Raw genomic sequence first — 25,839 nt, 5'->3', positions numbered from 1 at the left:
CCCGGTCAGGGGTGGCCCCCTCGGGGTGGTGGAAGACGGATGAACGGCATCGAATACCGGATCAGATCGGGCGACACCCTGTCGACGATCGCCCGCCGTTACAACGTCACGGTGGAGGCGTTGGCCCAGACCAACCGCCTCCCCAACCCGGATCGCCTCTGGGCCGGCCAGATGCTGCGGATTCCTCGCGGCCCCCACACCTCCAGCGCCTCCACCACCCAGACACCCGCCCCCTCGCCCGCTCCCTCTTCCCGCCCTGCCTCGCGGACGCAGTCCCCACCGGGCTCCACCACGGGAAGCACGCCCGCCAGGCAGTCCGGTGGCGCGAGCGCGACCTACGATGGGAGCAAGCCGGCGCCCGGCACCGTCAAGGCCGCGGGTGTGCCGGTGGATGCACCGGTCAGGGGAGAGCCGGACCACCGCGACGCCGCGACCTACGACGCGGTCATCAACCAGTTCGCCGTGAAGGTGAACACCCGCTACACCCCGAAGGGGAAGATCACCTACTGCAACATCTTCCTCTGGGACGTCACCCGGGCAATGGGGTGCGAGATCCCCCATTGGATCGACGGCAAGGGAAACCCCGCGAAGCCGAGCGTCAAGCACACGGAGCTCACGGCCAATGCCACCTTCGAATGGCTGAAGCGGCACGGGGGCCGTTTCGGCTGGAAGCGCATGGGCGAGGCCGGCAAGCCCCAGGGCTCCGCTCCCGCCTCGAAGTGGCCCAAGCTGTGGCAGCAGGCCCAGGAGCTGGCCAACAAGGGCGTTCCCGTCATCGTCATCTGGCGCAACCTCGGAGGAATCGGCCACGTCGGCGTGGTGCGCCCCGGCCAGGTGAACGCCAATGGCCCGGCACTCGCCCAGGCGGGTGCGAAGAACTTCAACCAGGGCCACGTCCACGAGGGCTTCGGCAACCGGGTGGTCGAGTACTGGGTGAACGATGGCGGCACGGCCGTCGCGTCCTCCGGCCAGCAGCCCTCCCCCACTCCGGCGACCCCGGTGCCGTCGGCGACGCCCGGGCCCCTCAACTTCAAGGACGAGGACAACCTCGCGCTCGGCGTGAACGAGGTCTACCGCAAGGACCTCCTCGCGGCCGCCAAACGCTCCGGGCTGCCGCCGCAGACGCTCGCCGCCATCATCGACGCCGAGGCCTCCAAGAGCCGCACGGGCCTCTGGCAGACGAACTCGCGGGCCGACTCCACCAAGGCCGTGGGGCTCGCCCAGTTCCTCGGCTCGACGTGGACGGGCGAGGCGCTGCGCGAGGGCACCTCGCTGCATGCGTATGCGCGCGACCACCGGCTCATCAAGCGTGGCTCGAAGGGCGGGTGGCAGGTCGCGGGGGACGCGGAGCAGCAGGCCCTGCTGGAGCTGCGCCTGCAGCCGGACCTGAGCATCCTCGCGGCGGCCGACCTGGCGGTCTACAACCTGGCGGCCTTCAAGAAGTCCTTCTCCACGAGGGACGCGCTGAGCCGCGCGGACGTGGCTCGCATCGCCTATCTCTACCACCATGAGGGCATCGGGGGAGCGCCCGCCTTCCTCCGCCAGAAAGACACACATACGAAGCAGGCGCTCGCCACGCAGGTGGGGACGGCGAAGGCCGAGGCCTGGCTGCGAAAGAGTGGCAACGACGCCACCAAGGCCTACCGGGCGTGGCTGTGCGACTACGTCGAGAGCAAGGTCGACCCGCTCCGGTTCGCGCGAGACAAGAGCCGGTTCCCCGCGCCCCGGCCCTTGATGAAGATCGTGGCGGAGCTCACGCCGGGCTCCGGTGTCTCCAGCGGCCCCAGCGAGGGCGATCCGCGGGTGCCGACGATCAAGGAAGTGGCCGCCGGCAAGGGCGTGATGCGCCGGGGGATGTCGGGCCCGCCGGTGAAGGAGCTGCAGCAGCTGCTGGTGAAGGTGGGCTACCTCTCCCAGGAACGGATGGACTCGGGCGCCGGCCTCTTCGGTCCGGCCACCGCGGGCGCGGTGAAGGACTTCCAGCGGGACAACCGCCTCCAGCCTCCCGGCGGAGAGAAGGGCGCCGTCGACCGGGCGACGCTCGAGGCCCTCACCAAGGCCAGACCCGGCAGCCGGCCCTCGGGCCCCACCACGACGGACCCGAGCCCCGGGGGCACGGTCAGCGCCAGTGGCTTCAAGACCCTGTCGCTCGACGACTTCCTCTCGGACGCGAAGGGCACCTCGTCCCTGGCGGCCATCATCATCGGCAACGCGGAGGGCACCCGGACGCCGAGCGGCGGCAAGACGGACGCCTTCAAGGGACACACGGACCCGGGCAACGGCAAGAGCAACAAGGGCTCGTTCTCGTACCAGGTCGCGTCCGTCCAGAGCGCGGAGGACGCCGATCGCAAGCAGCTCGCGGCGATGCGCAAGATGAAGGGGACGTACACCCAGGCGGCGCAGAAGGCCGGGTTGGAGCCCAACAACGTGCTGCTCGCCGCCGCGTACTTCGACAGCTACAACCAGTCGCCCTCGGCAGCGTCCCGTTTCCTGAAGCAGTTCCCCTACCTCAAACAGCAGGGCCTCGGGGTCGAGTCCATCATCCAGGGACGCATCCGGAGCTGGGTCGATCCCAAGACCCGGAAGCGCTACGTCGTGGACGGCAGCACCGTCGGCGGTGGGTTCGTCAACATCGCCAAGGCGAAGGCGAAGAAAGCGAAGCGTCTCTTCGGCGGCGAGCCGGAGGTCATCCAGGTCATCCACGACGACCAGGCCCGCCGCGTCAACATGATGGTCGGGGCCCTGAAGACGCAGGGCCTGACCGGGGCCTCCGGCAGCACGACGAAGCCCACCACGCCCACGAAGCCCACCACGCCCACGAAGCCCACCACGCCCACGAAGCCCACCACGCCGGAGCAGGGCTCGGACAAGCCGCTCCTGCCCAAGACGGCGGGGATGTCGGAGGCCAGGCGGTACGACCTCTACGCGGCCTACTTCAAGGCCCGGCAGGTCACGCTCGACACGCGCCCCGAGGAACGCACCCTCCTCGGGCTCCGGGTGCGCAGCAACACCGGGTGGAACAACAACAAGGGCAAGTACGACGACCGGATCGTCCTGCTCTGGCTCGACAAGAAGGGCCAGAAGCACGCCCTGGAGTACCTCGCCAACACGGAGCCGAGCGCCAGGTACCTGGCCAAGGGCTACGGCGCCAACGTGGATGGCAAGAATGGCAACGAGCTGAGCCAGCTCATGGAAGGCTATTACGAGTACGCGAAGAGCAAGGGTTACTCGGGCTGGCTCAAGGGCAAGAACGTGCTGCGGCCGGTGCGCGATGTCGCCGCCCAGTACGACGTCAACCACGACGGGTGGTTCGACGCCAAGGACGGCACCTTCCAGGGCAAGGCCAATGATCTGCTCTTCCACGAGGGCGGCAACACCATGACGGGCTCCGCCGGGTGCCAGACGATGAAGCCCGACGACTTCCGGCGCTTCTGGAACGAGCTGGGCGGTGACAAGAACTTCATGTACCTGCTCGTGACGGTGGGTTGAGCGGGGTCCGCCACGAAGCTTCGCGGGATTCACCGCGGCGCGCGAAGCCTCCGCCCCTCATACCGGGGCCGGGTGCACGGGCTCCTCTCCGGCCAGGGGCTGAGCGCCCACCGGGAGTTGCAGCACGAAGGTCGACCCCTGCCCGGGGCGGCTCTCCACATGAATCGTCCCCCCATGGGACTCGGCGATCTGCCGGGCGAGGAACAGTCCCAGGCCCAGCCCGCCGTACTTGCGGGACGAGACCGCCCGCTCGAAGCGCTCGAAGATGCGCTCCAGCGCCTGCGGGGCAATGCCGATGCCATGGTCCCTCACCGCGATGCGCGCCCACCCGTCCTCGTGGGAGACCAGGACCTCGATGGGGTTGCCGGCCCCGAACTTGAGCGCGTTCGCCAACAGGTTGACGAGGGCCTGCTCGACACGGCCCCGGTCCCACCACGCCGAGGGAACCGCCTCGGCCTCCACGCGCAGCGCGCTGCCAGCCCGCGAGGCCTCCTCGGTGAAGGACTCCACCACCTGCTCCACCAGTCCGGAGACGTCCACCTGCTCCCGGTGGAGCTCCAGGCGGCCGGTGGTGATGTGCCCCACGTCCAGCACGCGCTCGACGAGCTGGCCCAGCCGCCCGAGCTGACGTGACGTCGCGTGGACCTTCTCGAGCGCGGCCCCGGACGCCTGCTCGCGGCGCAGCAGCGTCTCCAGGCTCCTCATGCGCAGAGAGAGCGCGGTGAGGGGCGTGCGCAGCTCGTGGGCGGCGATGGCGATGAACTCGTTGCGCGCCTCGATGGCCTGTTGCGCCTCGGTGTACAGGCGTGCGCTCTCCAGCGCCATGCCGCAGCGGAGGGCCAGCTCCCTGGCCAGCGCGAGCGCCTCCCGTTCCTCGGAGTGGGCCCGCGCATCGCGCATGAGCACGAGCACCCCTTGCACGCGGCCCAGGGCACGCAGCGGGGCCAGCACCACCGTGCCCTCCTGGGTACTCCAACACTTCACGCTGTCGGGCAGCGGCGGCAGGTGCCCCCGCAGGCGCGCTTCCCGGGCGGCACTCCATCCATCTTGAGCCACCCGCTCCAGCAGTCCGTTCTCGCCCACCAGCCACACCGCGCAGCCCACGCACGCCCTCGGGACGACGAGGCGAGCCACGCGTGGGAAGGTCTCGTGGACGTTCAGCGACGCCGCGAGCACCGCCCCCGCCTCCGCCAGCAGGCTCTGGAGCTCCTCCGACCGCCACCGCTCGGAGACCACCGCCGCCAGCGACAGCGCCGTCAGCCCGAGGATCGCCAGGAACAGCTGGAGGGAGAACACCTTCTCCGGCGCCGAGGCGGCCAGCGCCCCGAAAGGTCCCTGCCCGAGCGTGGTATGCCCGAGCGCGACGAGCGACACCACCGCCGAGGTGCTCGCCGCGCCCAGGGGACCCAGCCGCAGCGCCCCCCACAGGACGAAGGGGAAGCTGGCATAGGCCAGCGAGGCCCGGACTCCCACGGGGGCGGTGTGGCCGAAGATGAAGTGCGCGCCCAGGGCCGTCAGGGCCAGCATCCCGCCCAGCTCCACGAGCCGGCGCAAGCGCTTCGGCCGGAAGGCCGTGGGCGTCCAGGTCAGCAGCAGCGGGGCCACCAGGATGGTTCCCAGCCCGTCACTCAGCCACCAATTCACCCAGTCCCCACCGAAGGAGGCTGACTCGCTCGAGAAGAGGTAGCCAAGAGAGCCCAGGGTCGCGCTGACCAGGGGGCTCACCAGCCCCCCGAACACGAGCAGCCCGGCGATCTCACACCGGCGGGAGAGCCGGACGGAGGTGCCCACGAAACGCCGCATCAGCCATGCGCCCGACAGCGCGCGCAGGCAGTTGGCCAGGCCCCACACGCTGGAAACCCAGACGGGGATGGGAAAGCCATGCACGTGGACCGAGAAGAGCTCGGCCACGAAGAGGGCGGCGAGCAGGGCAGGCCAGCGCCGGGGCGGGCTCCGCAGCAAGAAGGCGAGCGAGAGCCCACTCGGAAGCCAGAGCATGGAGCTCGGATGCGGGGGGAGGACGAGCTGGTTGGCCAGCCGCCCCGTCGCGAAGAAGGCAATCCCGAGCACGAGCGCGTGAAACCACGTCTCGTTCCAGAAGGACGCCGGTCTGGCTGTCGCGTCGGAGTTCATACGGCCCCCACCATGGGAAGGCTATGCCTCCCAAGCGGGAGCCGCTCCTCGGTCAGCTTCCAGGAGAGGAGAGACGGGCGCTCCCTCGCCTGGGGGCTGGCCGCGGCCAGGCTGAGCGACGACCCCTGAAGATGTCTGGGTGACAGGATTTGAACCTGCGGCCTCGCGGACCCGAACCGCGCGCTCCACCAAGTTGAGCTACACCCAGAAAAAGACGGCTGGAACTTCGAGAGGCGGAGCACCCTCTCGGGCGCCCGTGCCTTTCATCGAGAAGAGACGCCGGGGCCGCGCAATCCTGACGCGGTATCTTCCGGTGGAGCCCGCGTCACTCCTTCACGGACTCGGGCGGCTCGGCCAGGTCGAGCGCCCGCGTCAGAGGGACATGCGGCGAGCAGTCTCCAATGACGTCCCGGCGTCCGCCACGGCTCAATGTCTGCTCAAGGTTGACAATCCGCGCTGATGCTTTAAATATGTTCCCGTCATGAGGCCCGTCTCCACCATTCTGGGTGTGCCGTCCGTGCGCGAGCTCGCGCCGATGGCGGACGTGCGTCTCGGCTCCCGCCACAAGGTGCTGCTCGACATTTGAGCAGGCGGACCGGGGTTCCCTGGTGCGCGGGTTGGCTGGTTCCCGTGTACCGCAGGGGTTCGGTTCCGCCACGGCTCTGCTCGTCGGGCCTTCGTGTGTCCTCGCGCCGTCCTGAGCGTCCCTGAGGGGCCGCTCCCGGGCATGCGTGCGCGCGCCGGCACCCCCTGGCCCCCTTCCCTCATCAACCAGTGTGTCTGTCTTCAACCCGCGGGTGCCTCCACCCGGCGGGAATGGGAGTCTTTCATGTCTCGCACCACCCGGATCGAGCGCTACCGCAACATCGGCATCATGGCCCACATCGACGCGGGCAAGACGACGCTCACCGAGCGCATCCTCTTCTTCACCGGCCGCATCCACGCCATGGGCGAGGTGCACACCGGCTCCACCGAGCTGGACTGGATGGAGCAGGAGAAGCTGCGCGGCATCACCATCACCTCGGCGGCCACCACCGCCAGCTGGAAGCCGATGCGGGGACCCTTCGCGGGCCTCCCGCACCGCATCAACATCCTGGACACGCCGGGCCACGTGGACTTCACCATCGAGGTGGAGCGCAGCTTGCGCGTGCTCGACGGAGCGGTGGCGGTGTTCGACGCCAGCCAGGGCGTGGAGCCCCAGTCCGAGACGGTGTGGCACCAGGCCGACCGGCATGGGGTGCCGCGCATCGCCTTCCTCAACAAGATGGACAAGGTGGGCGCGGACTTCTCCATGTGCGTGGACTCCATCCGTCAGCGGCTGGGGGCCAACCCGGTGCCGGTGCAGCTGCCCATCGGGGCGGGCCTGGAGTTCCAGGGGCTCGTGGACCTGCCGCGCATGCGCGCCTTCTTCTTCGACGAGGAGACGGGCGAGGCCACCGAGGGCCGGGAGATTCCCGCGTCCCTGCGGGCGGAGGCGGAAGCGCTGCGCCTGCGCCTCATCGAGGCGTGCGCCGAGGTGGATGGCACCGTCCTCCAGAAGTACGTGGAGGGGCGGCTGGCGGACCTCACCGTGGAGGAGTTGGAGCGTGCGCTGCGCACGGGCACCGTCCAGCGACAGCTGGTGCCGGTGCTGTGCGGAGCGGCTTTCAAGAACAAGGGTGTGCGAATGCTGCTGGATGGAATCATCAACTACCTGCCCGCGCCGTCGGACCTTCCGGCGGCCGAGGGCGTGACTCCTGGGGCACAGGTGCGGGTCACCCGTGCGGCCGGGGACGAGGAGCCGCTGTGCGCGCTCGTCTTCAAGCTCATGCACGACAAGGCCGTGGGCACCATCGTGTTCCTCCGGGTGTACTCGGGCACGCTGCGCACGGGCATGGCCGTGCTCAACACCCGCCAGCAGCGCCGCGAGCGCGTGGGACGGCTCATGTTCATGCATGCCAACAAGCGCGAGGAGGTGGACGAGGTGCACGCCGGTGACATCTGCGCGGCGCTGAACCTGCGAGGGGTGCGCACGGGCGACACGCTGTGCGCTCCGGAGGCTCCGGTGGTGTTGGAGACGCTCCGCTTCCCCGAGCCCGTCATCCAGCTCGCCATCGAGGCCCGCTCTCGCGCGGACCAGCAGAAGATGGAGGAGGGACTGACGCGCCTGGCCGCGGAGGATCCGTCCCTCCGAGTGGAGGTGGACCCCGAGACCGGTCAGCAGCTGCTGTCCGGCATGGGAGAGCTGCACCTGGAGATCATCGTGGACCGATTGAGAACCGAGTACGGCGTGGAGGCCCGGGTGGGCCAGCCCAAGGTGGCCTGGCGCGAGACGCTGCGTCAGCAGGTGCGCCAGGAGTACCGCCACGTCCGGCAGACCGGCGGGCCGGGGCAGTACGCGCATGTGGTGCTCGAGGTGGGACCCGCGCCGCGAGGCTCGGGGCTCGTCTTCGTGGATGAGACGCATGGGGGTGTCATCCCCAAGGAGCTCGTCCCCGCCATCGAGAAGGGCGTGGCCGGCGCCATGCAGAAGGGCGTGCTGTCGGGCCATCCGATGGTGGACGTGGAGGTGCGTCTGGTCGACGGGAGCACGCACGTGCGGGACTCCACGCCGCAGGCGTTCACGATGGCGGGCTCGCTGGCCTTCCAGGAGGCGACCCGGCGCGCGGGCGTGCAGTTGCTGGAGCCCGTGATGGACGTGGAGGTCACCACGCCGGAGGAGTTCCTGGGCGACGTGCTCGGGGACCTGTCCTCCCGGCGCGGGCGTGTGCGGGGGATGGAGGGCCATGGCACGGTGCGTCGCGTCTCGGCGCGGGTGCCCATGGCCAGCCTCTTCGGCTACGTGACGAGCCTGCGCGGCCGTACGCAGGGACGCGCCTCGGCCACCCTGCGGCTGGACACGTATGAGCCGGTACCCGACACGCTCCAGGCGTCGGTGCTCGCGGCGCAGCAGGCATAGTGGGGACAGGGTCCCGGGGTCGTCTGGCCCCGGGGCCCCGCGTCCGTCATGCGTTCGTGACGACCACGCACCGCGTCAGGCCGGAGCACCGCGTCACGCCGGAGCGCCGTGAGAAATTCCTCCGGCCGTGTCAGAGCGATGACGTGGCACCGGTAGATGGGACGCATGTTCCTTCACGCGCTCGGTCACTTCCATCCGGAGAACCTCATCACCAACGCGTTCCTTCAGGACATCGGCCTGGAGACGGATGACACGTGGATTGTCGAACGGGTGGGCATCCGCACCCGGCACACGGTGCTGCCGCTCGACTACATCCGCGAGACGCGCAACCGCGACGTGCGCGGAGCCCTGGAGGCGGCCCTGTACTCCAACGCGGAGACGGGCAGGCGCGCGGCGTTGATGGCGCTCGAGCGCGCGGGACGGAGCGTGAAGGACGTGGGGATGGTGGTGTCCGGCGGCTGCTCGCCCGACGAGTGCATCCCGGCGGAGGCCTGCCGCATCGCCGAGGCGATGGACATCGACGCGCCCTCGCTGGACATCAACGCGGCGTGCTCCTCCTTCTGCGCGCAGCTGCACTTCCTCGCCAGCATGCGGCCCGAGCGCCTGCCGGACTTCATCCTCGTGGTGAACCCGGAGAACTCCACCCGCGTGGTGGACTATTCGGACCGCTCCAGCTGCGTGCTGTGGGGCGATGGCACCAGCGCCGCGCTGCTCAGTCCACGCATCCCCGGCCCCTGGCGCATCACGCAGACGCTGCTCGGGGGCGACCCCGCGGGCGCGGACAAGGTGAAGGTGCCTCGTGCCGGCCACTTCACCCAGCAGGGCGCGGCGGTGCAGACCTTCGCCATCAAGCGCGCGAGCGAGACCTTCCACACCCTGCGCGGGTACTACCTCGCGGCCGCCCCGGGGCGCACTCCGGACGGGCTGAGCCTCATCGGCCACCAGGCCAACCTGCGCATGCTCGAGTCGGTGCAGCGGCGCACCGAGGTCTCCGACGCGCGCCACTTCTTCAACGTGGACCGCCGTGGCAACTGCGGAGCCTCGGGGGCGCCCACGGTGCTCTCGGAGCACTGGGACAACCCCCAGCTAGGAGACGCCGTGGCGCTCGCCGTGGTGGGCAGTGGCCTCACCTGGGCCGGCGCCCTGCTCGAGCGTCACCGCGAATAATCGAATCGCCCGGCGGGAAGATTTCCGAAAGGCTCCAGCTCGCTGAGCTGCATCGGCCGATGGGCCCCTCTCATTGCGTCTTCCATGCAGGGGGTGGGCGCTGTGATTCCAAACCACCCTTGTCGCGATTCATGGGATGCGCTGCTGCTCACAGGCTTCCTGTGAAGCGCTTCACGCCCCGTGCTCAGGGTTGGAAGCGGTAGATGCCGTAGGGGCCGCGCTCGGCGGGCGGCAGGTGGAGCTGCGTGGTGGTGACGTAGATCCACCCCTGGGGGCCCTGCGCGAAGCTGTCTGGCCAGAGCAGGCGGGGATCATGCATGACCTGCTCGTAGGCGCCGCCGGGCACGTAGCGGCAGAGGGAGCCATCCTCCAGGCCTCCGAGCCAGAGCACCCCGGTGCTGTCGAAGAGGATTCCATCGGTGGCCACGATGGTGTGAAGCCGCTCCACCCGGCCGGCGAGCAACGTCTCGTCGAGCTTCGTGTCGAGCAGCGCCTCGGTGGGAATGCTCCAGAGGGAGTGGCCCGTGAGCACGGACCAGTAGAGCGTCTTGCGATCCGGGCTGAGCGCGATTCCATCGGACTGGATCGACCGGTCGATGCGGCGGCCCAGCACCCACAGGTGGTTGTCCTCGGCGTGGGTGGAGGGATGGTCCTTCAGCACCTTGCGCGCGGTGCCGCTCTTCAAGTCGAGGACCACCAGCCCGCCGGCCTGCGAGTCGGTGAGGTAGGCGATCTCGCGCTCCGTGTCGACGCGGACATCGTTGAGGTAGCTGTCACCCGAGGACACCTCGGGCGGGAAGGGGTAGCCGCGCACCAGCCGTCCGCTGGAGAGCTCGAACTGGAGGAGCCGGGGCGTCGCGATGACGCCCTTGAACCTGGGGTTGCCGGTGTCCACCACCCAGAGCCGGTCCTTGTCGTCGATCACCACGCTCTGCACCGCGACGAAGTGGTTCTGCTCGGCCGCGCCCGGCTTCCACTCGTTCCAGGAGGCATCGGGCCAGGGGGTGACCTCCCCGTTCTTCAACTCGGCCACGGAGACGGGGACGTCCTCGGACCAGCGGGGGAAGTTGACGAAGACGCGGTTGTCCTTCGAGACGGCGATTCCCGTCCACTGGCGCGAAGACCGGGCCACGAGCTCGAGGCCCGGGGACTTGTTTCCCGCCGAGGGATCGCTGGCTCCGGGAGCGGGAGCGTTTCGGACACAGGCCGCCAGGGCCAGTGCGGTGACAGCCAGAAGAAGCGGACGCATGACGAGGGCCTCCGGGGTGGAAATGAGGGCTCGGCAAGATGCAGGAGCGCCACTGCCTTCGCCACTCCTTCGGAGAGGTCCGCGACAAAGGCCACACATGGCGCATCGACCGCTCGCCGCCGGTTCGCGACCACTCACCCGCCCCGCCCACCACCCCGGTACGGGCCGCTCGATAGTCGAGACATGCGACGCAAACTCCTGCTGCTCCTGCTGGCCACGGCGGTGTGGCTGCCGATGATTCATCTCGCGTTCCGGCCTGGGGATCCCCGCGAGCTCGCGCCCGACCTCGCCGCCCGGCTGCGCGAGCTCGCCCTGCGGGACGAGGGCCCCGAGCGTGTCCTGCTCCGCCGCAACAACCCCGAATGGGACCTGATGGCCCGCACCTTCTCCGTGCTCTCCTTCGCGAACCTCGCGCTGAAGGAGCCCGAACGGAAGGCGGAGCACCTCGCCGTCATCGACACCCTGCTCTCCCGCACGCTTCGCGACGAGCGCCTCGCCGATGACGTGTTCCTCCTGCCCTACGTACACCGCGCGCCTTTCCACGACGTGCGCGGGCGCAGCCTCTTCATCGACGGGGAGCTCGCCCTCATGCTCGCCGCCCGTCAGCTCGTGGAGCCCCGGGCGGACCTCGCACCGCTCCTGCGCGAGCGCATCGACACCGTCACGGGCCAGCTCGAGCGCGCCCCCGTGCTCGCCGCCGAGAGCTACCCCGACGAGGGATGGACCTTCTGCAATACCGTCGCGCTCGCGGCGCTCCGCCTCTCCGACACCGCCGATGGACGGGACCACTCGGAGCTGCGGCGGCGCTGGCTGGAGTCGGCGCGCGAGCACCTGATGGATGCGCGCACCGGCCTGCTCGTGTCGAGCTTCACCTTCCATGGCACCACGCGCGATGGGCCGGAGGGCTCCACGCTGTGGCTCGCCGCGCACATGCTCCAGGTGGTCGACCCGGACTTCGCACAAGACCAGTACCAGCGCGCCCGCCGAGAGCTCATGGGAGAGCTGTTCGGCTTCGCCTGGGCGGCGGAGTGGCCCGAGTCCTCGTCGCGCTACGAGGACATCGACTCGGGACCGACCATTCCGTGGGTGCACGCGAACGCGGGCTCGAGCGGGCTCGCGCTGGTGGGCGCGGCGGCCTTCGATGATGAGTCCTTGCTCGAGGGGCTCGTGACGAGCCTGCGCTTCGCCGCGTTCCCCGTCACGGACGACACGGGCCTGCGCTTCGCCGCGGGCAATCCGCTCGCCGATGCCGTGCTGCTGTACTCGCTGGTGGAAGGTCCACTCTGGCAACGCGCGCTGGAGCCCCGCGCGAAGGAGGCACACCGATGATCCGCGCCGCACTCGTGGTGACCGCGCTCTTCCTGCTGCTGCACCTGTCCGGTGGCCGCGAGGCCGTGGGCCTGCTGTCCGGCACACTGGAGGGAGGAGGCTCCAGCCTCGTGCTCGGCATTGCCTATACGCTGAGCTGGTTCAGCGCCGTGCTGCTGGCCCCGGTCCTGTTGCTGGCGGGCCTGGCGGACCTCGCCCTCCGCCGGCGGGCGCTCGCGAAGGGGAGCACACTCGCCTCGTAGGCTCCGTTCCGTGCCACAGGTGGCCTGATTCAGCCGGCGGCCCGGGCAACGTGACCAGCGATTGCCCCGCCAGCACCCTGGCCGAGCACGGCTAAGAGCAGATCATCCCCCTGTGCCAGCGCACCCGGCCGCAGCTGTTCCGCGAGTCGCAGGTGTGGGAGTTGCTGGATGCGTGCATCAAGTCCTCGGGTGCGTTGACGCCCGAGAGCGGCTTGTCCTGGGCCTCGACGGAGGACAAGGTCTTCTACTTCCGCGAAGCGCAGCGCCGCACGGCCACCGCGACCCCTTGAGCCGTGGGTGACCCGCGCCGGCCGCCTCCACTGGCAGGCCGGCGCGCACCCGAAGCGCTCCGCGTGGCATGAACCCCCGGCCTGGAAAGGGGGTTTCTCATTTTCTCTTTGTACGGCTTGCGAATGGATTTCCGGTATTGCATGATTCGCCCCTGCTCGACGCCTTACCCGAAAGGATCCGACACCATGCCATCCGTCGCACAAAGCCTGATGTCTTCTTCGCGCCGTTGGGGATTTGGCCTCCTCGTCTCCCTGCTCACGGCCTGCGGCGCCGCGGAAGTGACGCAGCCCGTGGTGGCCACGGGCGACCAGGACCAGGACGCGCTCGCCTCCTCCGAGCAGGATTTGCTGGATGGTGAATGTACGGCGGACTGGGCCGCCAACCCGTGCACCGTGGCGGACTCCGCCGCGTGCGGCACCGGCGACCCCGGCACGGACACCCTCAACAGCCCCAACAACTGCGAGCTCGGCGGAATGAAGTGCGATCCCCGCCCGCGCATGTGCAACCGGAACTCGAAGACGTACTGGTTCACGACCATCACGCCCACGTTCGTCTACGACAGCCTGGGCAACGTGCTCGGCAGCGTGCCCACCGGGACGAAGCTGCGCATCAACCTCGGGACGAAGAAGACCATCTCCACGGTCTCCGCCAACTACCTGGCCATGGGCTTCTCGGTCCCGACCAGCGCTGGCGCCGTCAGCGGGTGGATCCGCCCCGAGACGCTGGACGCGGGCTACACCAACGTCATGAACTGGCTGGACGCCAACTACCGGCCGGCGCCGAATCCGGGCGGGACGTACAGCGATTGGTACATCATCCCCTCGAACAACACGCCCTACCTGGACCTGCACGTGACCAGCGATTGCCCCGCCAACAACATGGCCGAGCACTACCTGGGGCGCAATGGCCGCATCAACCTCATCACCAACCTGCCCGGGAAGGGCTCGCCGACGAAGGCCGTCTACCCGAACAACACCGGGCTCAACTTCAAGCGCGCCCAGATTCAGCACTCCGTCTCGATGCCGCTCTATGACTGCAGCAGCGGCAGCGCGGTGAAGGTCTCGCGCACCCTCGACTTCCTGTATGGGTATGTCCAGTCCGGCCACTACGGCTGGATCGCCATGCCCAACCTGTCGACCAGCGCTCCCTGAGACGGCGGCAACGGATGACACTCCCGAGGGGCGGCTCCCACGCCGCCCCTCCAGAGTCCGCGCTCACGGAAAAGCCCACCGTGCCGCGTTATTGAGTCGAGCCCTTGGGGTGTCCGGACCTGACCCCCGAGTCCCCGTAGCTCCAACTGGCGTTCAGCCCGATTCCCCACCCGGAAGCGCTGTCGCTGGTGAGCGGGCAATTGTTCAGGTAGCCGCCGTAGAATGCTCCCGCGCCCGATCTGGCCACGCCCCACGGGCCGCCGCTGCCCGCCGTGTCATAGACGGCCTTCGGGCTGCACAGCCGCCAGCCGCCGATGCAGTCATTCGTGCTGAAGTTCTCGTCCTTGGTGCCGTAGTAGGGATGGAACGCCCGAGCGAGCACCTGATGCACATTGTAGGACCCCCCTTGTGTCACTGCATCGCGGTCTATAGCTGGAGCCGGTGCCGGGCGGGGAGAGCGCTCCCCAGGCGGGGATTCAACCGTTGACACACCCCACCGCCGCTCGAGGCCGGGTGCGGCTCGGGCTGGCCCGCTCCGGCGCGGCTCCGCGGACCTGGCGTAGGTGCCAGCCGGAACCGGCCTGTGCCATGCTCCGGCCTCGGGCGCACTCGCCAGCGCCCGCATCGTTCCGTCCGCCTCCCAGGGGAAATCCATGTCGTCCAGCGTCGGGCTGCTCCAGCGCATGATGCGCGATCCACACAATGAAGGGCTCATCCTCGAGGCAGGAGCCCTCCTGCGGAGCAACCCCCGCGAGTTCATCCAGGCCGCGCAGACGTTGCTCCCCTTCCCGCAAGAGGCCACGTCCTCTTCGAAGGATGGCACCTGGTCGAACTGCATTGGCAACCAGGTCTGTACGCCCGCGGCCATCCTCCGCCCCTCGTCCCTCCAGGACCTGCTCGACGCCGTCACCCAGGCGCGCGGCAAGCGGACCGTCCGGGCCGTGGGCTCGGGACACTCGTACTCGGATGTCGCCGTCACGGACGGACTGCTCCTGGATCCGCACGGGATGAACCAGGTGCTGCAACTCGACGCCTCGGTGCTCAAGGATCCCTCGGCGGCCAGGACTCTCTTCCCGGTGCAGAGTGGCATCACCATCGCCAACCTCAACCACGCGCTCGACTCCGTGGGACTGGCGCTGATCAACATGGGCGCCTACGACGCCCAGACGCTCGCCGGAGCCATCTCCACCGGAACCCATGGCACGGGCGCGGCCCTGGGCCCCATCGCCAGCTGCGTGCGCTCGCTCGTCCTCGTCACCGAGAGCGGAATCGTCTACCAGCTCGAGCCCCGCAACGGCATCTCCGACCCGGTGAAGTTCGCCGCCAGATATCCGGGCATCATCCTCAAGCAGGACGACGACTGGTTCCAATCCAACGTGGTCGCCATGGGCTGCATGGGCCTCATCTACGCGTACACGCTGGAGGTCATGCCCGCGTACCACCTCGTGGAGAACCGCACGCTCACCACCTGGGAGAAGCTCAAGCCGCAGCTGCTCGACGCGCCACCGGGACAGCTACCCTCCCTCATCACCGCCCACCGGCACTTCGAGATCGACGTCAATCCCTATGCGGTGGAGGGCGCGCACACGTGCGTCGTCGTCACGAGGGCTCTCCACACCGGTCCCACCTCCGGAAGCCGAGGCTTCTCCAACTGGATCTCCGGGCTCCTGGCACAGATACCGCTCATCGAGGAGACGCTCGTCTCGCTCATCAACGCCTTCCCTCACATGGTCCCGCACCTGGTGGACACGGCGCTCGAGACGCTGAAGGACTCCAACTACATCGACAAGAGTTACAAGGTCCTCAACCTCGGCGCCGCCAACGAGGCCAGCGCCTACGCCATCGAGCTCTCCTTCGACGCCACCCGGTTCGTCGCCTCCATCGACCAGCTCCTCGCGCTGTTCGCCGAGTACGCGAAGGCGCACAACTGGTACCAGTCGGGCCCCATCGGCATCCGCTTCACCGCGCCGGCGCAGGCCTACCTGGCGCCCCAGTACGGCCGCGTCACCTGCATGGCTGAATTGGACATGCTCAACGGCACGAGGAACGGCATGAACCTGCTCAAGGCCATCGAGCAGCTCATGTGTGCCGAGAAGGACGTGCGCGTCCATTGGGGATTGGAGTTGGACACGCTCCAGGGGGGCCAGATTCCGATGATGTATCCCCAATACGCGCAGTGGCTGTCCGTCTACCGCCAGCTCAACTCCACCGGCATGTTCGACAACAGCTTCACCACGCGCCTGGGCATTTCGATGGGGTCCGCGGCGACGGGACAAGCCAAGCGCACCGCGTGAGACCTATTCGGCCAGGAGGGGTCCCACGAGCAACCCCTCCGCCGTCTGGGGCTCCCCGAGGCTCCGGCTCTGCCCGGTTCCGCGGTAGGGGTACACCAGGAATAGCGAGGAGGCGCGAGTCTCGACCTGGACGCCGAGGCCGGACTCGCTTCCGGAGTCGAGCGTGGTGACGAGTGCGATTGCCCCCACACCGCCCGAGCCAATGCTGCGCTCGAGATGCGCGATGCTGGCGTCGAGCAGTTCGTCCCAGGAGGCGCGCGGCAGTTGGTCCCGGGGAAAATAGGTTCTGGGGTTGTCGCCCGCCGGGTCGAGGGTCAGCGCGAACGGGAGCACCGTGCCCTGTTTGCGGAGCAGGAGCAGGCCCGCTTCCTTCGCCACGTGCAGCGCCTTCCCCAGCAACTCTTCATCCTTCATCACCCTGTCTCCCTTTGACGCCTTTCCGGGCGAGGCCCTGAGCGAAGGGCCCCGCGCCACTCACTGATCGACCGACTGCGGGGGCGCCGACTTCGCGCTGACGGCGGGCACGTAGCACTTACCCTGGAATTCGTAGAGATCCTCCGGGCACGGAGCCTTGAGCTCGTGCGCCATCCAGCAGCCGCCGACGAGCTCAACCTCGCTGGGGCGTTTACACGGAGGGCGCTTCTGCCCCTTGAAGGGCCCGCTCGGCAACGGACGGGTGACCCCGGACGTCCCAGCGTCCACGGTGTCCGCGAGCCCCTCATGGGTGGGCATGTCTGGCACCGCTTCCTCAATGGACACCTCGTCGCTCGTGGGCGCGAGTGGGGTGTTCGCCAGGAGTTCCGGGCCGCTCGGCGGAGGGGACTCGGGGGACAGACGCCCCAGCGCAAAGAAGAGGGCACACACCGCGGCAGTGCCCGCCAACGCCAGCCCCAGGCGCCATGGGAAGCGCGGCTCCTCGGGATCATCCAGGGCGCGGGCCATACGCCGCAAGCCCTCGCGAACCTCCTCGAGCAGGCTCATCAGCGACTCCGCCGAGTGCCTGCCGCGGGCCCTCGCCCTGCGCGAGTCTTCTACCTCCAGAGCGATGTAGCTCGGCACTTCCGAGGAGATGACGTGCACCCGGAAGTCCGTCGTGGGTGCCGAGTCCTCGTCGGCGGCGGGCTTGAGCACCAGGGCCGTGGCCCCGCTCTTCTCATGCGTGGCCACGTAGAGTTCCCCCGGGCTGTCAGGGGACTGGGGCAGCTGCTCCTTGAGCTGGTAGGGCCCCAGGTGCGTCCGCTCCTCCCACTTCCTCTCGTCGTCCATGCGCGCTCCTCCCAGGCCTCCCGGTCCGCCAGTGGCCTGGGCCGTTGTTCGCATGGATCCGAGCCGTCGATCCAGGAGTTGCCCGGTGCCTCGGGGGTTTCCTACCCCCCAGGTGCACTCTCGACCTCCTTTAAACACCTCCGTTCGCTGATATGTGGTCCTTGGAGGAGGAATCCATGACGATCATGACGGCTGACCTACTTGTGAAGGCAGTCCAGGCGCTGGAGCTCCAGCCCGGCGGACTCGTAAGCGCGACGGACATCACGGAGTGGTGCCGGCAACACGGCATTGACTACGGGCCTCCCGTGAATAGCCATTTCTTGAATGCCGATCTCAAAGAAGCTGGGGGCCAGCATCGCTTGTTGAAGTTCAAGACCGCTCCGTCAAGGGCGGGCCGAAACTTCTTCGCCCGCCGCCTCGATGCTCCCCGGGCTCCGGGCCCTGCCTCTGGTCACCCTGGGCGTGAGGAGGCCCTGAAGAACGGATGGGTCGAGTGCGCGTGGATTCCACCGTGGGACTGGAAGAACGCCCAGGTCCCGTCGCCGTAGCCGTGAAGCCATGCTGTACGCGTTGTCTGAACACCTTCCCAGACAGATCAAATACACCACTCTCCTTCTACGAGGAGGCTCACCCTCCACTCGAATAGAAAGCCTCAAGGATTTCCGCTGCGGTCATTGCCGGGGTCACCTTCACTTCTCCACTCATACCCTCATCGCAGAAAAGTAGAGGCAGGTGAGCGGGTACGAGGGAGCGGCACCATTGGACGAATTCCGACATTTCCCGAAGGGGGACACCTTCAAATGTAATGGAACCCTTCGTCCTGTGAAGCAAACCCTCCAATCGTGAATCAGCCATGGCAACACTGAACTCCAAAACGTAGCTCCTCTCAGGATTGGAGATTTGCTTCACCGTGGCACCGGGCCATCGAGCGTTCAGGTGGGCCGCGAAGTCAGATGCGGACGGCAGCCCGTCACCCGCGATGATGAAGAATTTCATTAGAGAATGGCTCTCATGGTGGTTGACGGTAGCACCACGCTACTCCATGAGGCCCCTCGCGCGTCGCGTCGATGCCAGTCCGAAACGCGCCCCCACCCTGATGTGCCTTCGTTTCGGCTCACTGCCATCCTCCTTCCCCGCTGTGACCAGGTGTCTGGTCTCCTCCCCGCCAGCGTTGGCCAGCAAGCGCCCGGACACACTCGCCCGGCTGCGAGGGCCCGCCGCGTGGCATAAACCACCCCCATGCCTCGCGACGTCTCCTTCTTCGACTCCCTTGGCCGCCTCCTCGCCCTCGAGCGCGAGGCCGAGCGCGCTCGCATGGAAGCCCTCGCCGAGGGCATGTCCCTCCAGCAGCGCGCCGAGCAGGGCCTCTCCTTCCTCGACCTCGAGAGCATCGAGGAGGAAGTCGGCCTCGGCGGCCGCGTCCTCGTAACGCTCGCCCGCAAGGACAGGGCCCGCTTCCCCGCACGCCTCGACAACGGCGACCAGGTCGCCGTCTTCCCCCGCCGCTCCGAAATCAAGGACCTGGTGGTGGAAGAGCACCCCGACCGCGTCCTCTCCCGCGACCGGTTGGAAGCGGGCGCAAGCCCCTCGGCGGTCTGAGGCGCCGCGAGACTTCACATCAGAGCAAGGTGTTGACGGCGCGGAATAGCGCCTCGAACCGGGCGAGCGTGTCAGGATCGACGCTCGCTGGCGGCTCGCTCACGAACTTAGAGGCAACGGCATAGTGGTTGAATCCCCCACTGGGGCGAAGAAGTGTGCCGGCGTCGGCGAGGTAGCGCTCGATGCGATGGAGAATTCGGTCTCCGGGCGGCAAGTCCGTCTCGGTGACCTTCTTACCGCCGAGCTGCTTCTCGAACGTCCTGCTGAAGTAGTCCAGGTAGAGGCTAGGCGACAGCAGATCCTCGGTATCCGAGGGCCGCCAGCTCTTACCCAAGCTCGCGAGGTCGCGGAACTGCGATGCGTCGAGGACTGCCTTCGGTGAGATCAGCTTCTGCCTCACGAGGTCTTCGAGCTTCTGCTCTGGCCGTCCTTGGTAATCATGAAGGACCGCCAACTTGAGCCCACTGGCACCGAGAAGTGCGATAAAGGTCACCACCTTGTCGAGTCCACCCGCCGGAACGATAGTAATTTCCTCGCGAAGGCCAACTCTGCCCTGGGCCTCTATGATCGACGACAGCGCCTTGAGATACAGGAGGTCAGAAGGCCCCTCAACGAGTAGGTTCCGCTCCGAGATGAACAAGTTCTGCGCCAGGGTCCAGCCGAGCGCGGCCTGAAGCGGGAAAATCGTTCGAGGATCAGAGCTGCTCACGGTATCTGAGATGACCGTGCCGACCTTCACGCGATCCTCGACCACCCGAACCTGATGAAGACGGTCAGTGTGTATCATGAAGGGCGAGTGCGTAGTGTAGAGGACCTGATGCTTATTCGCGAGGTCGTCGATGTACCGAAGGAAGTCAGCCTGGGCGAGCGCGTGGAGATTCAGACCAGGCTCATCGAGCAGCAGGATCAGGTCACGCGCTCGTAGCTCACGGTCCGCCTCAAGCTGATGCTGAACGCTGTCGAACCATACCAGAAAGCTGAAAAACCACGTGAAGCCCCGGCTTCGCTGACGGAAGGGCGTACTGACTCCCCGGTGGCGTCGGTTCTTGATCCGGAGGTACAAGTTCGGCCCATTGTTGAAGGGCGCCACGTCGTTCGGGTCCGCCTTGATGTCTACCTCGACCTCAAGGTCCTCGTTCTGCTTCCAGAACTCGAGGATTTGATCGGTAAGCTGAATCGACACCGCTTCGAGTCGGGCCTTGAGCGACTCGTACCCACTTGGCTTCGTGAAATCCTCCACGGAGATGTCCGCCATCCGGAGTAGGGCCAGCACGCCACGGTGTTGAGACTCGAGAACCTTCGGCGCAAGCCGCGCCGACTGATTGGGGTTTTGCGCCTTCCAAGTCTGGACTTGGTGAACCCGATTGGCGAGGTCCGCGAGGTTTATCTTGCTCGGGAGCAGCTCGTATTCCCCGAAGAAGGCAAACTTCGGCACGCGAGGCTTGAGCCACTCCCATACTTCCCATTCGACAATGGAGTCCCAATTGGTCTTGTTGATCCGCTGCTGGATCTTAGCGAGCCACGGCTTATCCTTCTCGGTGAGCCCGATCTGTGTAAGGGTTCCTGGGATATCGCGGATCCTGGTGATGGACGCCAACGCCGCCTTCACATCGGAGCTAAGTCCCGGCTCATCCCGCAGGCTCGCCAGCACCGGCGTCTCGTCAACCGATATCTCTATGGTGAGTGTGTTGTCGTAGAAGCGAAGGATCGAAAACTCGAAGTCCGTCCGCAGGTTCGTCCGCAGGTCGCCGTTCAACTCATCCAGCTCTTCCTTGGAGAGTCGGTACGTGAACTTCGTCACCCTGGCTGGCTTGCTCTTGTGCTGCTTGAGGTAGGTGGACAGGTCCTTGCGCGGGTAGTCCTCAACCGGGTCGAACGCAGCGAGTTCAACGGTGTCGTCTGACTTCTCAAGCGCCTGTAGGCACACCGTCTTTCCGGCCTCGTTCATCCCGACGAGCACGGTCACGGACGGATCGACATGCACCGTCTGCGGTTCGTTGATGGACTTGAAGGGGCCTACTTCAGCGGTTACGAGCTGCACAACTGACCTCCCAGGAGCCAGCGGATTCCCATGAACCGTAGCAGAGCATAGGCGGAATTGATGCCTCCTTGTGAGCTGCGGACCAGCGCAGAAAGGCAGAGGCTCGCCGCTGCCCAGTAGCAGCAGAAGCGTCCGCTCCCGCACGCGCCGACGCGCAGCCGCACTTCCGTGGATCCTTTTCTGGGATGGGGTGTCCAGGTGTCTCGTTTTCCCCGCCAGCGTTGGCCAGCGGGCGCCCGGCCGCACTCGCCGGCCATGCGAGGGCTCGCCGCGTGGCATAAACCTCCCCATGCCTCGCGACGTCTCCTTCTTCGACTCCCTTGGCCGCCTCCTCGCCCTCGAGCGCGAGGCCGAGCGCGCTCGCATGGAAGCCCTCGCCGAGGGCATGTCCCTCCAGCAGCGTGCCGAGCAGGGCCTCTCCTTCCTCGACCTCGAGAGCATCGAGGAGGAGGTCGGCCTCGGCGGCCGCGTCCTCGTTACGCTCGCCCGCAAGGACAGGGCCCGCTTCCCCGCACGCCTCGACAACGGCGACCAGGTCGCCGTCTTCCCCCGCCGCTCCGAAATCAAGGAGCCCGCCCGCGCCCTCGTCTCCCGCGCCACCGCCACCCGCGTCCAGCTCGCCTTCGACCGCGAGCCCCCTCCCTTCGTCCACGAGGGCCTCCTCCGCCTCGACCGCGTCCCCAACGACGTCACCTTCGAGCGCGTCCGCGCCGGCCTCGCCCGCGTCAAGGCGCTCGACAAGGGCGCCGCCCGCCGCAAGCGCGAGGTACTGCTGGGCAACGAGCCCCCCCGCTTCGACTCGCTCCGTGACTTCTCCCCCTCCCGCCCCCTCAACCCCGAGCAGCTGGACGCCGTCGCCCGCGCCCTCGCCGCCGAGGACTTCTTCCTCGTCCACGGCCCTCCCGGCACCGGCAAGAGCACCGTGCTCGCCGAGGTCGCCGCCCAGGCCGTCGAGCGCGGCCAGCGCCTGCTGTGCACCGCCGCCAGCAACGCCGCCGTCGACCACCTCACCGACCTCTGCCTCGACAAGGGCCTGCGCGCCCTCCGCGTCGGCCACCCCGCCCGCGTCACCCCTCGCCTCCAGGAGCACACCCTCGACATCGTCGTCGAGGAGCACCCCGACCGCGTCCTCTCCCGCGAGCTCTTCGACGAGGCCTTCTCCCTGCTCGGCTACGCCCGCCGCCAGCGCACCCAGGGCCGCAGCCGCGAGCGCTTCTCCAACGCCCGCGCCTCCACCACCGAGGCCAAGAGCCTCCTCGACGAGGCCCGCGCCCTCGAGCGCAAGGCCCTGAGAAGCGTCCTCGAGCGCGCCCAGGTCGTCTGCGTCACCCTCGCCAGCCTCGAGTCCGGCATCCTCTCCCACGAGGAGTTCGACCTCGCCCTGCTCGATGAGGCCACCCAGGCCACCGAGCCCCTCGCCCTGCTCGGCTTCCTGCGCGCCCCGAAAGTCATCCTCGCTGGAGACCCCCAGCAGCTCCCCCCCACCGTCCTCTCCCCCGAGGCCGCCAAACAGGGCCTCTCCGTCAGCCTCTTCGAGCGCCTGCTCTCCGACCACGGCGAGGGCGTCAAGCGCATGCTCCGCGAGCAGTACCGGATGAACACCGCCATCATGTCCTTCCCCTCGCGGGAGATGTACGCCGGCGAGCTGCGCGCCCACCCCAGCGTGGCCGACCGCACCCTCGCGGACGTGCTCCCCACCGGCACCACCCCCGACGCCCCGCCCGTGCTCTTCCTCGACACCGCCGGCAAGGGCTTCGACGAAGAGCTGGAGAAGGACACCGGCAGCCTCTTCAACACCGGCGAGGCGGACCTCGTCGTCGCCCGGGTGAAGGAGCTGCTCGCCGCGGGCCTTACGCCCCGGGAGCTCGCCGTCATCACCCCCTACCGCGCCCAGGCCCACGCCCTGCGCGAGCGCGTCGAGCCCCTCTCCCCCGACGTCGAGGTGGACACCGTCGACGCCTTCCAGGGCCGCGAGAAGGATGCCATCCTCGTCTCCCTCACCCGCTCCAACTCCGAGCAGCAGATTGGCTTCCTCTCCGACCTGCGCCGCATGAACGTCGCCCTCACCCGCGCCCGCAGGCACCTCTTCGTGGTGGGCGACTCGGCCACCCTCAGCGGCCACCCCTTCTACTCCCGCTTCATCGAGTCCACCCAGGAGGGCGGTGGCTACCGCTCCGCCTGGGAGTGGCCCGACCCCTCCGAGGCCCCATGAATGCCCGCCGCCCCAGTCAGACCTCCGTCATGGTCGCCTTCCTCCGGGCGCTCGCCCACGACGGCTTGACCGGCGTGCCCTCGTTCTCGGACCCCACCGCGCGAAAGCTCCTCCCCTTCCCCTGGTCCACGCTGCACGCGGGCATCCGCAGAGCCACCAGACGCCTCGAGCCGGAGAAAGCGCGGCGCCGCTTCTCTCCCCTGGTGGACATCCTCCCGCTGCGCACGCTCCACATCGACGAGGAGCTCGCCGAGGCGGTGGCCCGGGGCTGCCGGCAGCTCGTCATCCTGGGCGCGGGGCTCGACGGGCGCGCCCACCGTCTGCCCGGGCTCGCGGGCGTTACCGTCTTCGAGGTGGATCACCCCGCCACCCAGGCGGACAAGCGCGTCCGTGCCCGCGGCCTGCCCCTGGTGGCCCACCGGCTCACCTACGTCCCCGTGGACTTCGAGCACGAGCGGCTGGCCCAGCGCCTCCGGGAGGCGGGCTTCGACCCGTCCGCGCCCACGGTGTGGATCTGGGAAGGCGTCACCATGTACCTGACGGACGCGGCCATCGCCGCCACGCTCGCGGACGTGAGCGGGCTCTCCGCGCCCGGAAGCCGGCTCGTCGTGAACTATCGCGAACCGGGTGAAGTCACCGCCGCGGAGCGCCCCATGCGCTGGTGGTTCACCGGGCGCGTGAAGGAACCCCAGATTGGCGACCGCTCCCGCGACACCATGACGCGCGAAGTGGAGACCGCGGGGCTGAAGGTGCTCCGCGACAGCGGCGGCGGGGACTGGGCGGCCCGCTACGGCGCACCGGAACCGACGGTCCCGACCCTCCTGCGCACTCGGAACATGGTCGCGGAAAAGCCCTAGCGCGGCGTCCCGGCCAGCCCACCCACGAGGGCAGGGCCGCCCCCCGGCGCCGGGCCGCGGCAACCCCGCGAGCTCCCTCCAGGAACCGAGAAAGTGAGAACCTCCAGGGTCACCTCGCCGCACTCCGCAAAAGGTGCGGGCCTACCTGCACGTTTTGTCACCGTACCCCGCAAGATTTGTCACCCCCGGAGGGATGGGTAGGCCCTAAATCCCCGGATTCCTTGGGGAGCCGCCGAGAGGGGACCTCGGCACGGCGCATGCTTGGAGAGGGACTGGGGGAAGGCACACCTCGAGGAGGCAGCCATGTCGCAAGTTCGTCCCGTCGTGTCCAAGGAAGCGGATGTCTGGATCCTTCGCCTGGAGAAGGCGAACGGGAAGGTGCAGGAGTACCGCTGCACCACCGAGGGCCAGGCCCGGCAGCTCGCGATGGTGCTCGCCGCCTCGGCGCCCCTGGAGTCCGTGCAGCTCCAGGCCTGAAGTCCGAGTCGTACCTGTAGTTCCCGGTGACGGCGGAGCGCGTCAAGCCGGAGGGAGTCGGGGTACTGTGCCCCGTTCCCTCAGGAGCCGCCGTTGCCCGCTACCTTCGAAACGTTGACCGTCGATGCCCACGGCCTGGCCCTCCACGTGCGCCAGCGCAACCCCGTGGGCTCGCCCACCGTCGTGTTCCTCCACGGCTGGTTGGACCACTCGCACAGCTTCGACTTCCTCGCCGAGCACCTGCCGGACTCCTGGCGCCTGCTGCTGCTCGACTTCCGCGGCATGGGCCGCAGCGCCTGGCTGCCGCGCCCCGGCCTCTACGAGTTCGCCCATTACCTGGTGGACGTGGAGGCGGTGGTGCGCGCCTCGGGCGCCCAGGCGGTGCACCTCGTCGGCCACTCCATGGGCGGCATCGTCGCCACGGCCTACGCCGCCGCGCGCCCCTCGCGCGTGCGCAGCGTGCAGCTGATTGAGAGCCTCGGCCCCACGGGCGGCCCTCCGGAAGTGGCCCTCGCGCGCCTGCGCGGCTTCCTCGAGGACATGGAGCGCGCCCCCAACCGCAAGCCCTACCCCAGCGTGGAGGCCGCCGCCGCCCGCCTCCGGGAGAGCAACTCCTCCCAGCCCGAGCACGTCACGCTCCACCTCGCCCGCCATGGCACCCAGCCCGTGGAGGGCGGCGTCGTCTTCACGTTCGACCCCGTCCACCGCCGCCGCTTCGGCCACGGCTTCGATGATGACCAGTGGCTGGCCATCTCCTCGGCCGTCGAGTGCCCCATGGGGTTGATCCTCGGCGGCGACGGCTTCCGCTTCGAGGACGAGAAGGCCCGGGCACGGCTCGCCGCCCTGCGCACCCTGCGGCCCCCGGTGACGATTCCCGGAGGGCACCACGTCCACCTGGAGCAGCCCCAGGCGGTGGCGCGGGTGGTGGAAGCGCTCGTCTCCGAGGCCCGCTGAGGCGACCGGAGTGCCCAGCAAGACGGGGAAAACTCCTTCACCCCCCGGGGCATACGGGTTCCCTCCGTTCCCATCCTACATTTCCTCCTCCGCCAAGCCCCTGTTTTCATTGGGCTGCCCGCCGACGCCGGGTTGGTACGAGTCTTGATT

The 25,839-nt window shown here is 68.4% G+C and carries 20 protein-coding genes and 1 tRNA gene; 13 read left to right on the top strand and 8 right to left on the bottom strand.

Features of this window, described 5'->3' with window-relative positions; all coding sequences use genetic code 11:
* Positions 1–39: 39 nt before the first annotated feature.
* Positions 40–3,489: a LysM peptidoglycan-binding domain-containing protein gene (locus tag ACJ8AN_RS05775; RefSeq protein WP_407754224.1), complete on the top strand. Its 3,450-nt coding sequence runs from the start codon at positions 40–42 to the stop codon at positions 3,487–3,489.
* Positions 3,490–3,546: 57 nt separating this feature from the next.
* On the opposite strand, the gene ACJ8AN_RS05770 is transcribed toward ACJ8AN_RS05775, so the two are convergent.
* Both ACJ8AN_RS05770 and ACJ8AN_RS05765 read right to left on the bottom strand, forming a co-directional pair.
* Positions 3,547–5,622, bottom strand: coding sequence for an MASE1 domain-containing protein (locus ACJ8AN_RS05770; RefSeq protein ID WP_407754223.1), 2,076 nt, complete (start codon positions 5,620–5,622; stop codon positions 3,547–3,549).
* Between the two features lie 134 nt (positions 5,623–5,756).
* Positions 5,757–5,830, bottom strand: a tRNA-Pro gene (locus ACJ8AN_RS05765).
* Between the two features lie 621 nt (positions 5,831–6,451).
* Between ACJ8AN_RS05765 and fusA the strand changes: the two genes are divergently transcribed.
* On the top strand, positions 6,452–8,560 hold the full coding sequence (fusA, locus tag ACJ8AN_RS05760; protein ID WP_407754222.1) for an elongation factor G: 2,109 nt from the start codon (positions 6,452–6,454) through the stop codon (positions 8,558–8,560).
* A 156-nt stretch (positions 8,561–8,716) separates the two neighbouring features.
* Positions 8,717–9,727, top strand: coding sequence for a 3-oxoacyl-ACP synthase III family protein (locus ACJ8AN_RS05755; RefSeq protein ID WP_407754221.1), 1,011 nt, complete (start codon positions 8,717–8,719; stop codon positions 9,725–9,727).
* A 184-nt stretch (positions 9,728–9,911) separates the two neighbouring features.
* On the opposite strand, the gene ACJ8AN_RS05750 is transcribed toward ACJ8AN_RS05755, so the two are convergent.
* Positions 9,912–10,976 (bottom strand): SMP-30/gluconolactonase/LRE family protein, encoded by a 1,065-nt coding sequence (locus ACJ8AN_RS05750; protein WP_407754220.1) that lies wholly within the window; start codon positions 10,974–10,976, stop codon positions 9,912–9,914.
* A 183-nt stretch (positions 10,977–11,159) separates the two neighbouring features.
* Between ACJ8AN_RS05750 and ACJ8AN_RS05745 the strand changes: the two genes are divergently transcribed.
* The 4 genes from ACJ8AN_RS05745 (at position 11,160) to ACJ8AN_RS05730 (ending at position 13,989) form a co-directional block, all read left to right on the top strand.
* A complete protein-coding gene (locus ACJ8AN_RS05745) occupies positions 11,160–12,305 on the top strand; it encodes a hypothetical protein (RefSeq protein WP_407754219.1) in 1,146 nt (381 codons plus the stop codon).
* Positions 12,302–12,547 (top strand): hypothetical protein, encoded by a 246-nt coding sequence (locus ACJ8AN_RS05740; RefSeq protein WP_407754218.1) that lies wholly within the window; start codon positions 12,302–12,304, stop codon positions 12,545–12,547. Before ACJ8AN_RS05745 ends, ACJ8AN_RS05740 begins: the two co-directional genes overlap by 4 nt.
* 152 nt (positions 12,548–12,699) lie before the next feature.
* Positions 12,700–12,837, top strand: a complete 138-nt coding sequence (locus tag ACJ8AN_RS05735) for a hypothetical protein (RefSeq protein WP_407754217.1) — start codon at positions 12,700–12,702, stop codon at positions 12,835–12,837.
* 210 nt (positions 12,838–13,047) lie between these two features.
* The gene (locus tag ACJ8AN_RS05730) at positions 13,048–13,989 is read left to right on the top strand and encodes a hypothetical protein (protein WP_407754216.1); all 942 of its coding nucleotides are present in this window, start codon (positions 13,048–13,050) and stop codon (positions 13,987–13,989) included.
* An 88-nt stretch (positions 13,990–14,077) separates the two neighbouring features.
* On the opposite strand, the gene ACJ8AN_RS05725 is transcribed toward ACJ8AN_RS05730, so the two are convergent.
* The gene (locus ACJ8AN_RS05725; RefSeq protein ID WP_407754215.1) at positions 14,078–14,380 is read right to left on the bottom strand and encodes a hypothetical protein; all 303 of its coding nucleotides are present in this window, start codon (positions 14,378–14,380) and stop codon (positions 14,078–14,080) included.
* Between the two features lie 262 nt (positions 14,381–14,642).
* Between ACJ8AN_RS05725 and ACJ8AN_RS05720 the strand changes: the two genes are divergently transcribed.
* Entirely contained in the window at positions 14,643–16,283 is a 1,641-nt protein-coding gene (locus ACJ8AN_RS05720; RefSeq protein ID WP_407754214.1) for an FAD-binding protein, read from the top strand.
* Between the two features lie 3 nt (positions 16,284–16,286).
* Here the strand turns inward: ACJ8AN_RS05720 and ACJ8AN_RS05715 are convergent, their stop codons facing one another.
* The 3 genes from ACJ8AN_RS05715 to ACJ8AN_RS05705 all read right to left on the bottom strand — a co-directional run bounded on the left by ACJ8AN_RS05715 (position 16,287) and on the right by ACJ8AN_RS05705 (position 18,545).
* The gene (locus tag ACJ8AN_RS05715) at positions 16,287–16,697 is read right to left on the bottom strand and encodes a hypothetical protein (RefSeq protein ID WP_407754213.1); all 411 of its coding nucleotides are present in this window, start codon (positions 16,695–16,697) and stop codon (positions 16,287–16,289) included.
* Between the two features lie 60 nt (positions 16,698–16,757).
* Positions 16,758–17,549, bottom strand: coding sequence for a hypothetical protein (locus ACJ8AN_RS05710; RefSeq protein ID WP_407754212.1), 792 nt, complete (start codon positions 17,547–17,549; stop codon positions 16,758–16,760).
* 627 nt (positions 17,550–18,176) lie between these two features.
* Complete coding sequence (locus ACJ8AN_RS05705; RefSeq protein WP_407754211.1) at positions 18,177–18,545, bottom strand: hypothetical protein; 369 nt, start codon at positions 18,543–18,545, stop codon at positions 18,177–18,179.
* A gap of 243 nt (positions 18,546–18,788) precedes the next feature.
* Here ACJ8AN_RS05705 and ACJ8AN_RS05700 point away from each other — a divergent pair, with 243 nt between their 5' ends.
* Positions 18,789–19,148 carry a hypothetical protein gene (locus ACJ8AN_RS05700; RefSeq protein WP_407754210.1) on the top strand — a complete coding sequence of 120 codons (360 nt, stop codon included), beginning with the start codon at positions 18,789–18,791 and terminating at the stop codon, positions 19,146–19,148.
* Positions 19,149–19,167: 19 nt separating this feature from the next.
* On the opposite strand, the gene ACJ8AN_RS05695 is transcribed toward ACJ8AN_RS05700, so the two are convergent.
* On the bottom strand, positions 19,168–21,189 hold the full coding sequence (locus tag ACJ8AN_RS05695; protein ID WP_407754209.1) for an ATP-dependent nuclease: 2,022 nt from the start codon (positions 21,187–21,189) through the stop codon (positions 19,168–19,170).
* A 289-nt stretch (positions 21,190–21,478) separates the two neighbouring features.
* Between ACJ8AN_RS05695 and ACJ8AN_RS05690 the strand changes: the two genes are divergently transcribed.
* From ACJ8AN_RS05690 to ACJ8AN_RS05675, 4 genes are all read left to right on the top strand, one after another.
* Positions 21,479–23,401 carry an AAA domain-containing protein gene (locus ACJ8AN_RS05690; RefSeq protein ID WP_407754208.1) on the top strand — a complete coding sequence of 641 codons (1,923 nt, stop codon included), beginning with the start codon at positions 21,479–21,481 and terminating at the stop codon, positions 23,399–23,401.
* Positions 23,398–24,258, top strand: coding sequence for a class I SAM-dependent methyltransferase (locus ACJ8AN_RS05685; RefSeq protein WP_407754207.1), 861 nt, complete (start codon positions 23,398–23,400; stop codon positions 24,256–24,258). Before ACJ8AN_RS05690 ends, ACJ8AN_RS05685 begins: the two co-directional genes overlap by 4 nt.
* Before the next feature lie 303 nt (positions 24,259–24,561).
* A complete protein-coding gene (locus tag ACJ8AN_RS05680) occupies positions 24,562–24,735 on the top strand; it encodes a hypothetical protein (protein WP_407754206.1) in 174 nt (57 codons plus the stop codon).
* 93 nt (positions 24,736–24,828) lie between these two features.
* On the top strand, positions 24,829–25,689 hold the full coding sequence (locus ACJ8AN_RS05675; protein ID WP_407754205.1) for an alpha/beta fold hydrolase: 861 nt from the start codon (positions 24,829–24,831) through the stop codon (positions 25,687–25,689).
* Positions 25,690–25,839: the final 150 nt, after the last annotated feature.

The sequence above is a fragment of the Archangium sp. genome (genome assembly GCF_045802675.1).
Classification (GTDB): Bacteria; Myxococcota; Myxococcia; order Myxococcales; family Myxococcaceae; genus Archangium.
This window is presented reverse-complemented; position numbering and strand designations above follow the sequence as displayed.

Excerpts from the sequence above, each read along its gene's own strand:
- ACJ8AN_RS05685 (WP_407754207.1), top strand. The coding sequence starts at position 23,398 with ATGAATGCCCGCCGCCCCAGTCAGACCTCCGTCATGGTCGCCTTCCTC.
- ACJ8AN_RS05755 (WP_407754221.1), top strand. The coding sequence starts at position 8,717 with ATGGGACGCATGTTCCTTCACGCGCTCGGTCACTTCCATCCGGAGAAC.
- ACJ8AN_RS05700 (WP_407754210.1), top strand. The coding sequence starts at position 18,789 with ATGCCTCGCGACGTCTCCTTCTTCGACTCCCTTGGCCGCCTCCTCGCC.
- ACJ8AN_RS05770 (WP_407754223.1), bottom strand. The coding sequence starts at position 5,622 with ATGAACTCCGACGCGACAGCCAGACCGGCGTCCTTCTGGAACGAGACG.
- ACJ8AN_RS05710 (WP_407754212.1), bottom strand. The coding sequence starts at position 17,549 with ATGGACGACGAGAGGAAGTGGGAGGAGCGGACGCACCTGGGGCCCTAC.
- ACJ8AN_RS05740 (WP_407754218.1), top strand. The coding sequence starts at position 12,302 with ATGATCCGCGCCGCACTCGTGGTGACCGCGCTCTTCCTGCTGCTGCAC.
- ACJ8AN_RS05680 (WP_407754206.1), top strand. The coding sequence starts at position 24,562 with ATGTCGCAAGTTCGTCCCGTCGTGTCCAAGGAAGCGGATGTCTGGATC.
- fusA (WP_407754222.1), top strand. The coding sequence starts at position 6,452 with ATGTCTCGCACCACCCGGATCGAGCGCTACCGCAACATCGGCATCATG.
- ACJ8AN_RS05720 (WP_407754214.1), top strand. The coding sequence starts at position 14,643 with ATGTCGTCCAGCGTCGGGCTGCTCCAGCGCATGATGCGCGATCCACAC.
- ACJ8AN_RS05750 (WP_407754220.1), bottom strand. The coding sequence starts at position 10,976 with ATGCGTCCGCTTCTTCTGGCTGTCACCGCACTGGCCCTGGCGGCCTGT.
- ACJ8AN_RS05690 (WP_407754208.1), top strand. The coding sequence starts at position 21,479 with ATGCCTCGCGACGTCTCCTTCTTCGACTCCCTTGGCCGCCTCCTCGCC.
- ACJ8AN_RS05730 (WP_407754216.1), top strand. The coding sequence starts at position 13,048 with ATGTCTTCTTCGCGCCGTTGGGGATTTGGCCTCCTCGTCTCCCTGCTC.
- ACJ8AN_RS05775 (WP_407754224.1), top strand. The coding sequence starts at position 40 with ATGAACGGCATCGAATACCGGATCAGATCGGGCGACACCCTGTCGACG.
- ACJ8AN_RS05705 (WP_407754211.1), bottom strand. The coding sequence starts at position 18,545 with ATGAAATTCTTCATCATCGCGGGTGACGGGCTGCCGTCCGCATCTGAC.
- ACJ8AN_RS05745 (WP_407754219.1), top strand. The coding sequence starts at position 11,160 with ATGCGACGCAAACTCCTGCTGCTCCTGCTGGCCACGGCGGTGTGGCTG.
- ACJ8AN_RS05715 (WP_407754213.1), bottom strand. The coding sequence starts at position 16,697 with ATGAAGGATGAAGAGTTGCTGGGGAAGGCGCTGCACGTGGCGAAGGAA.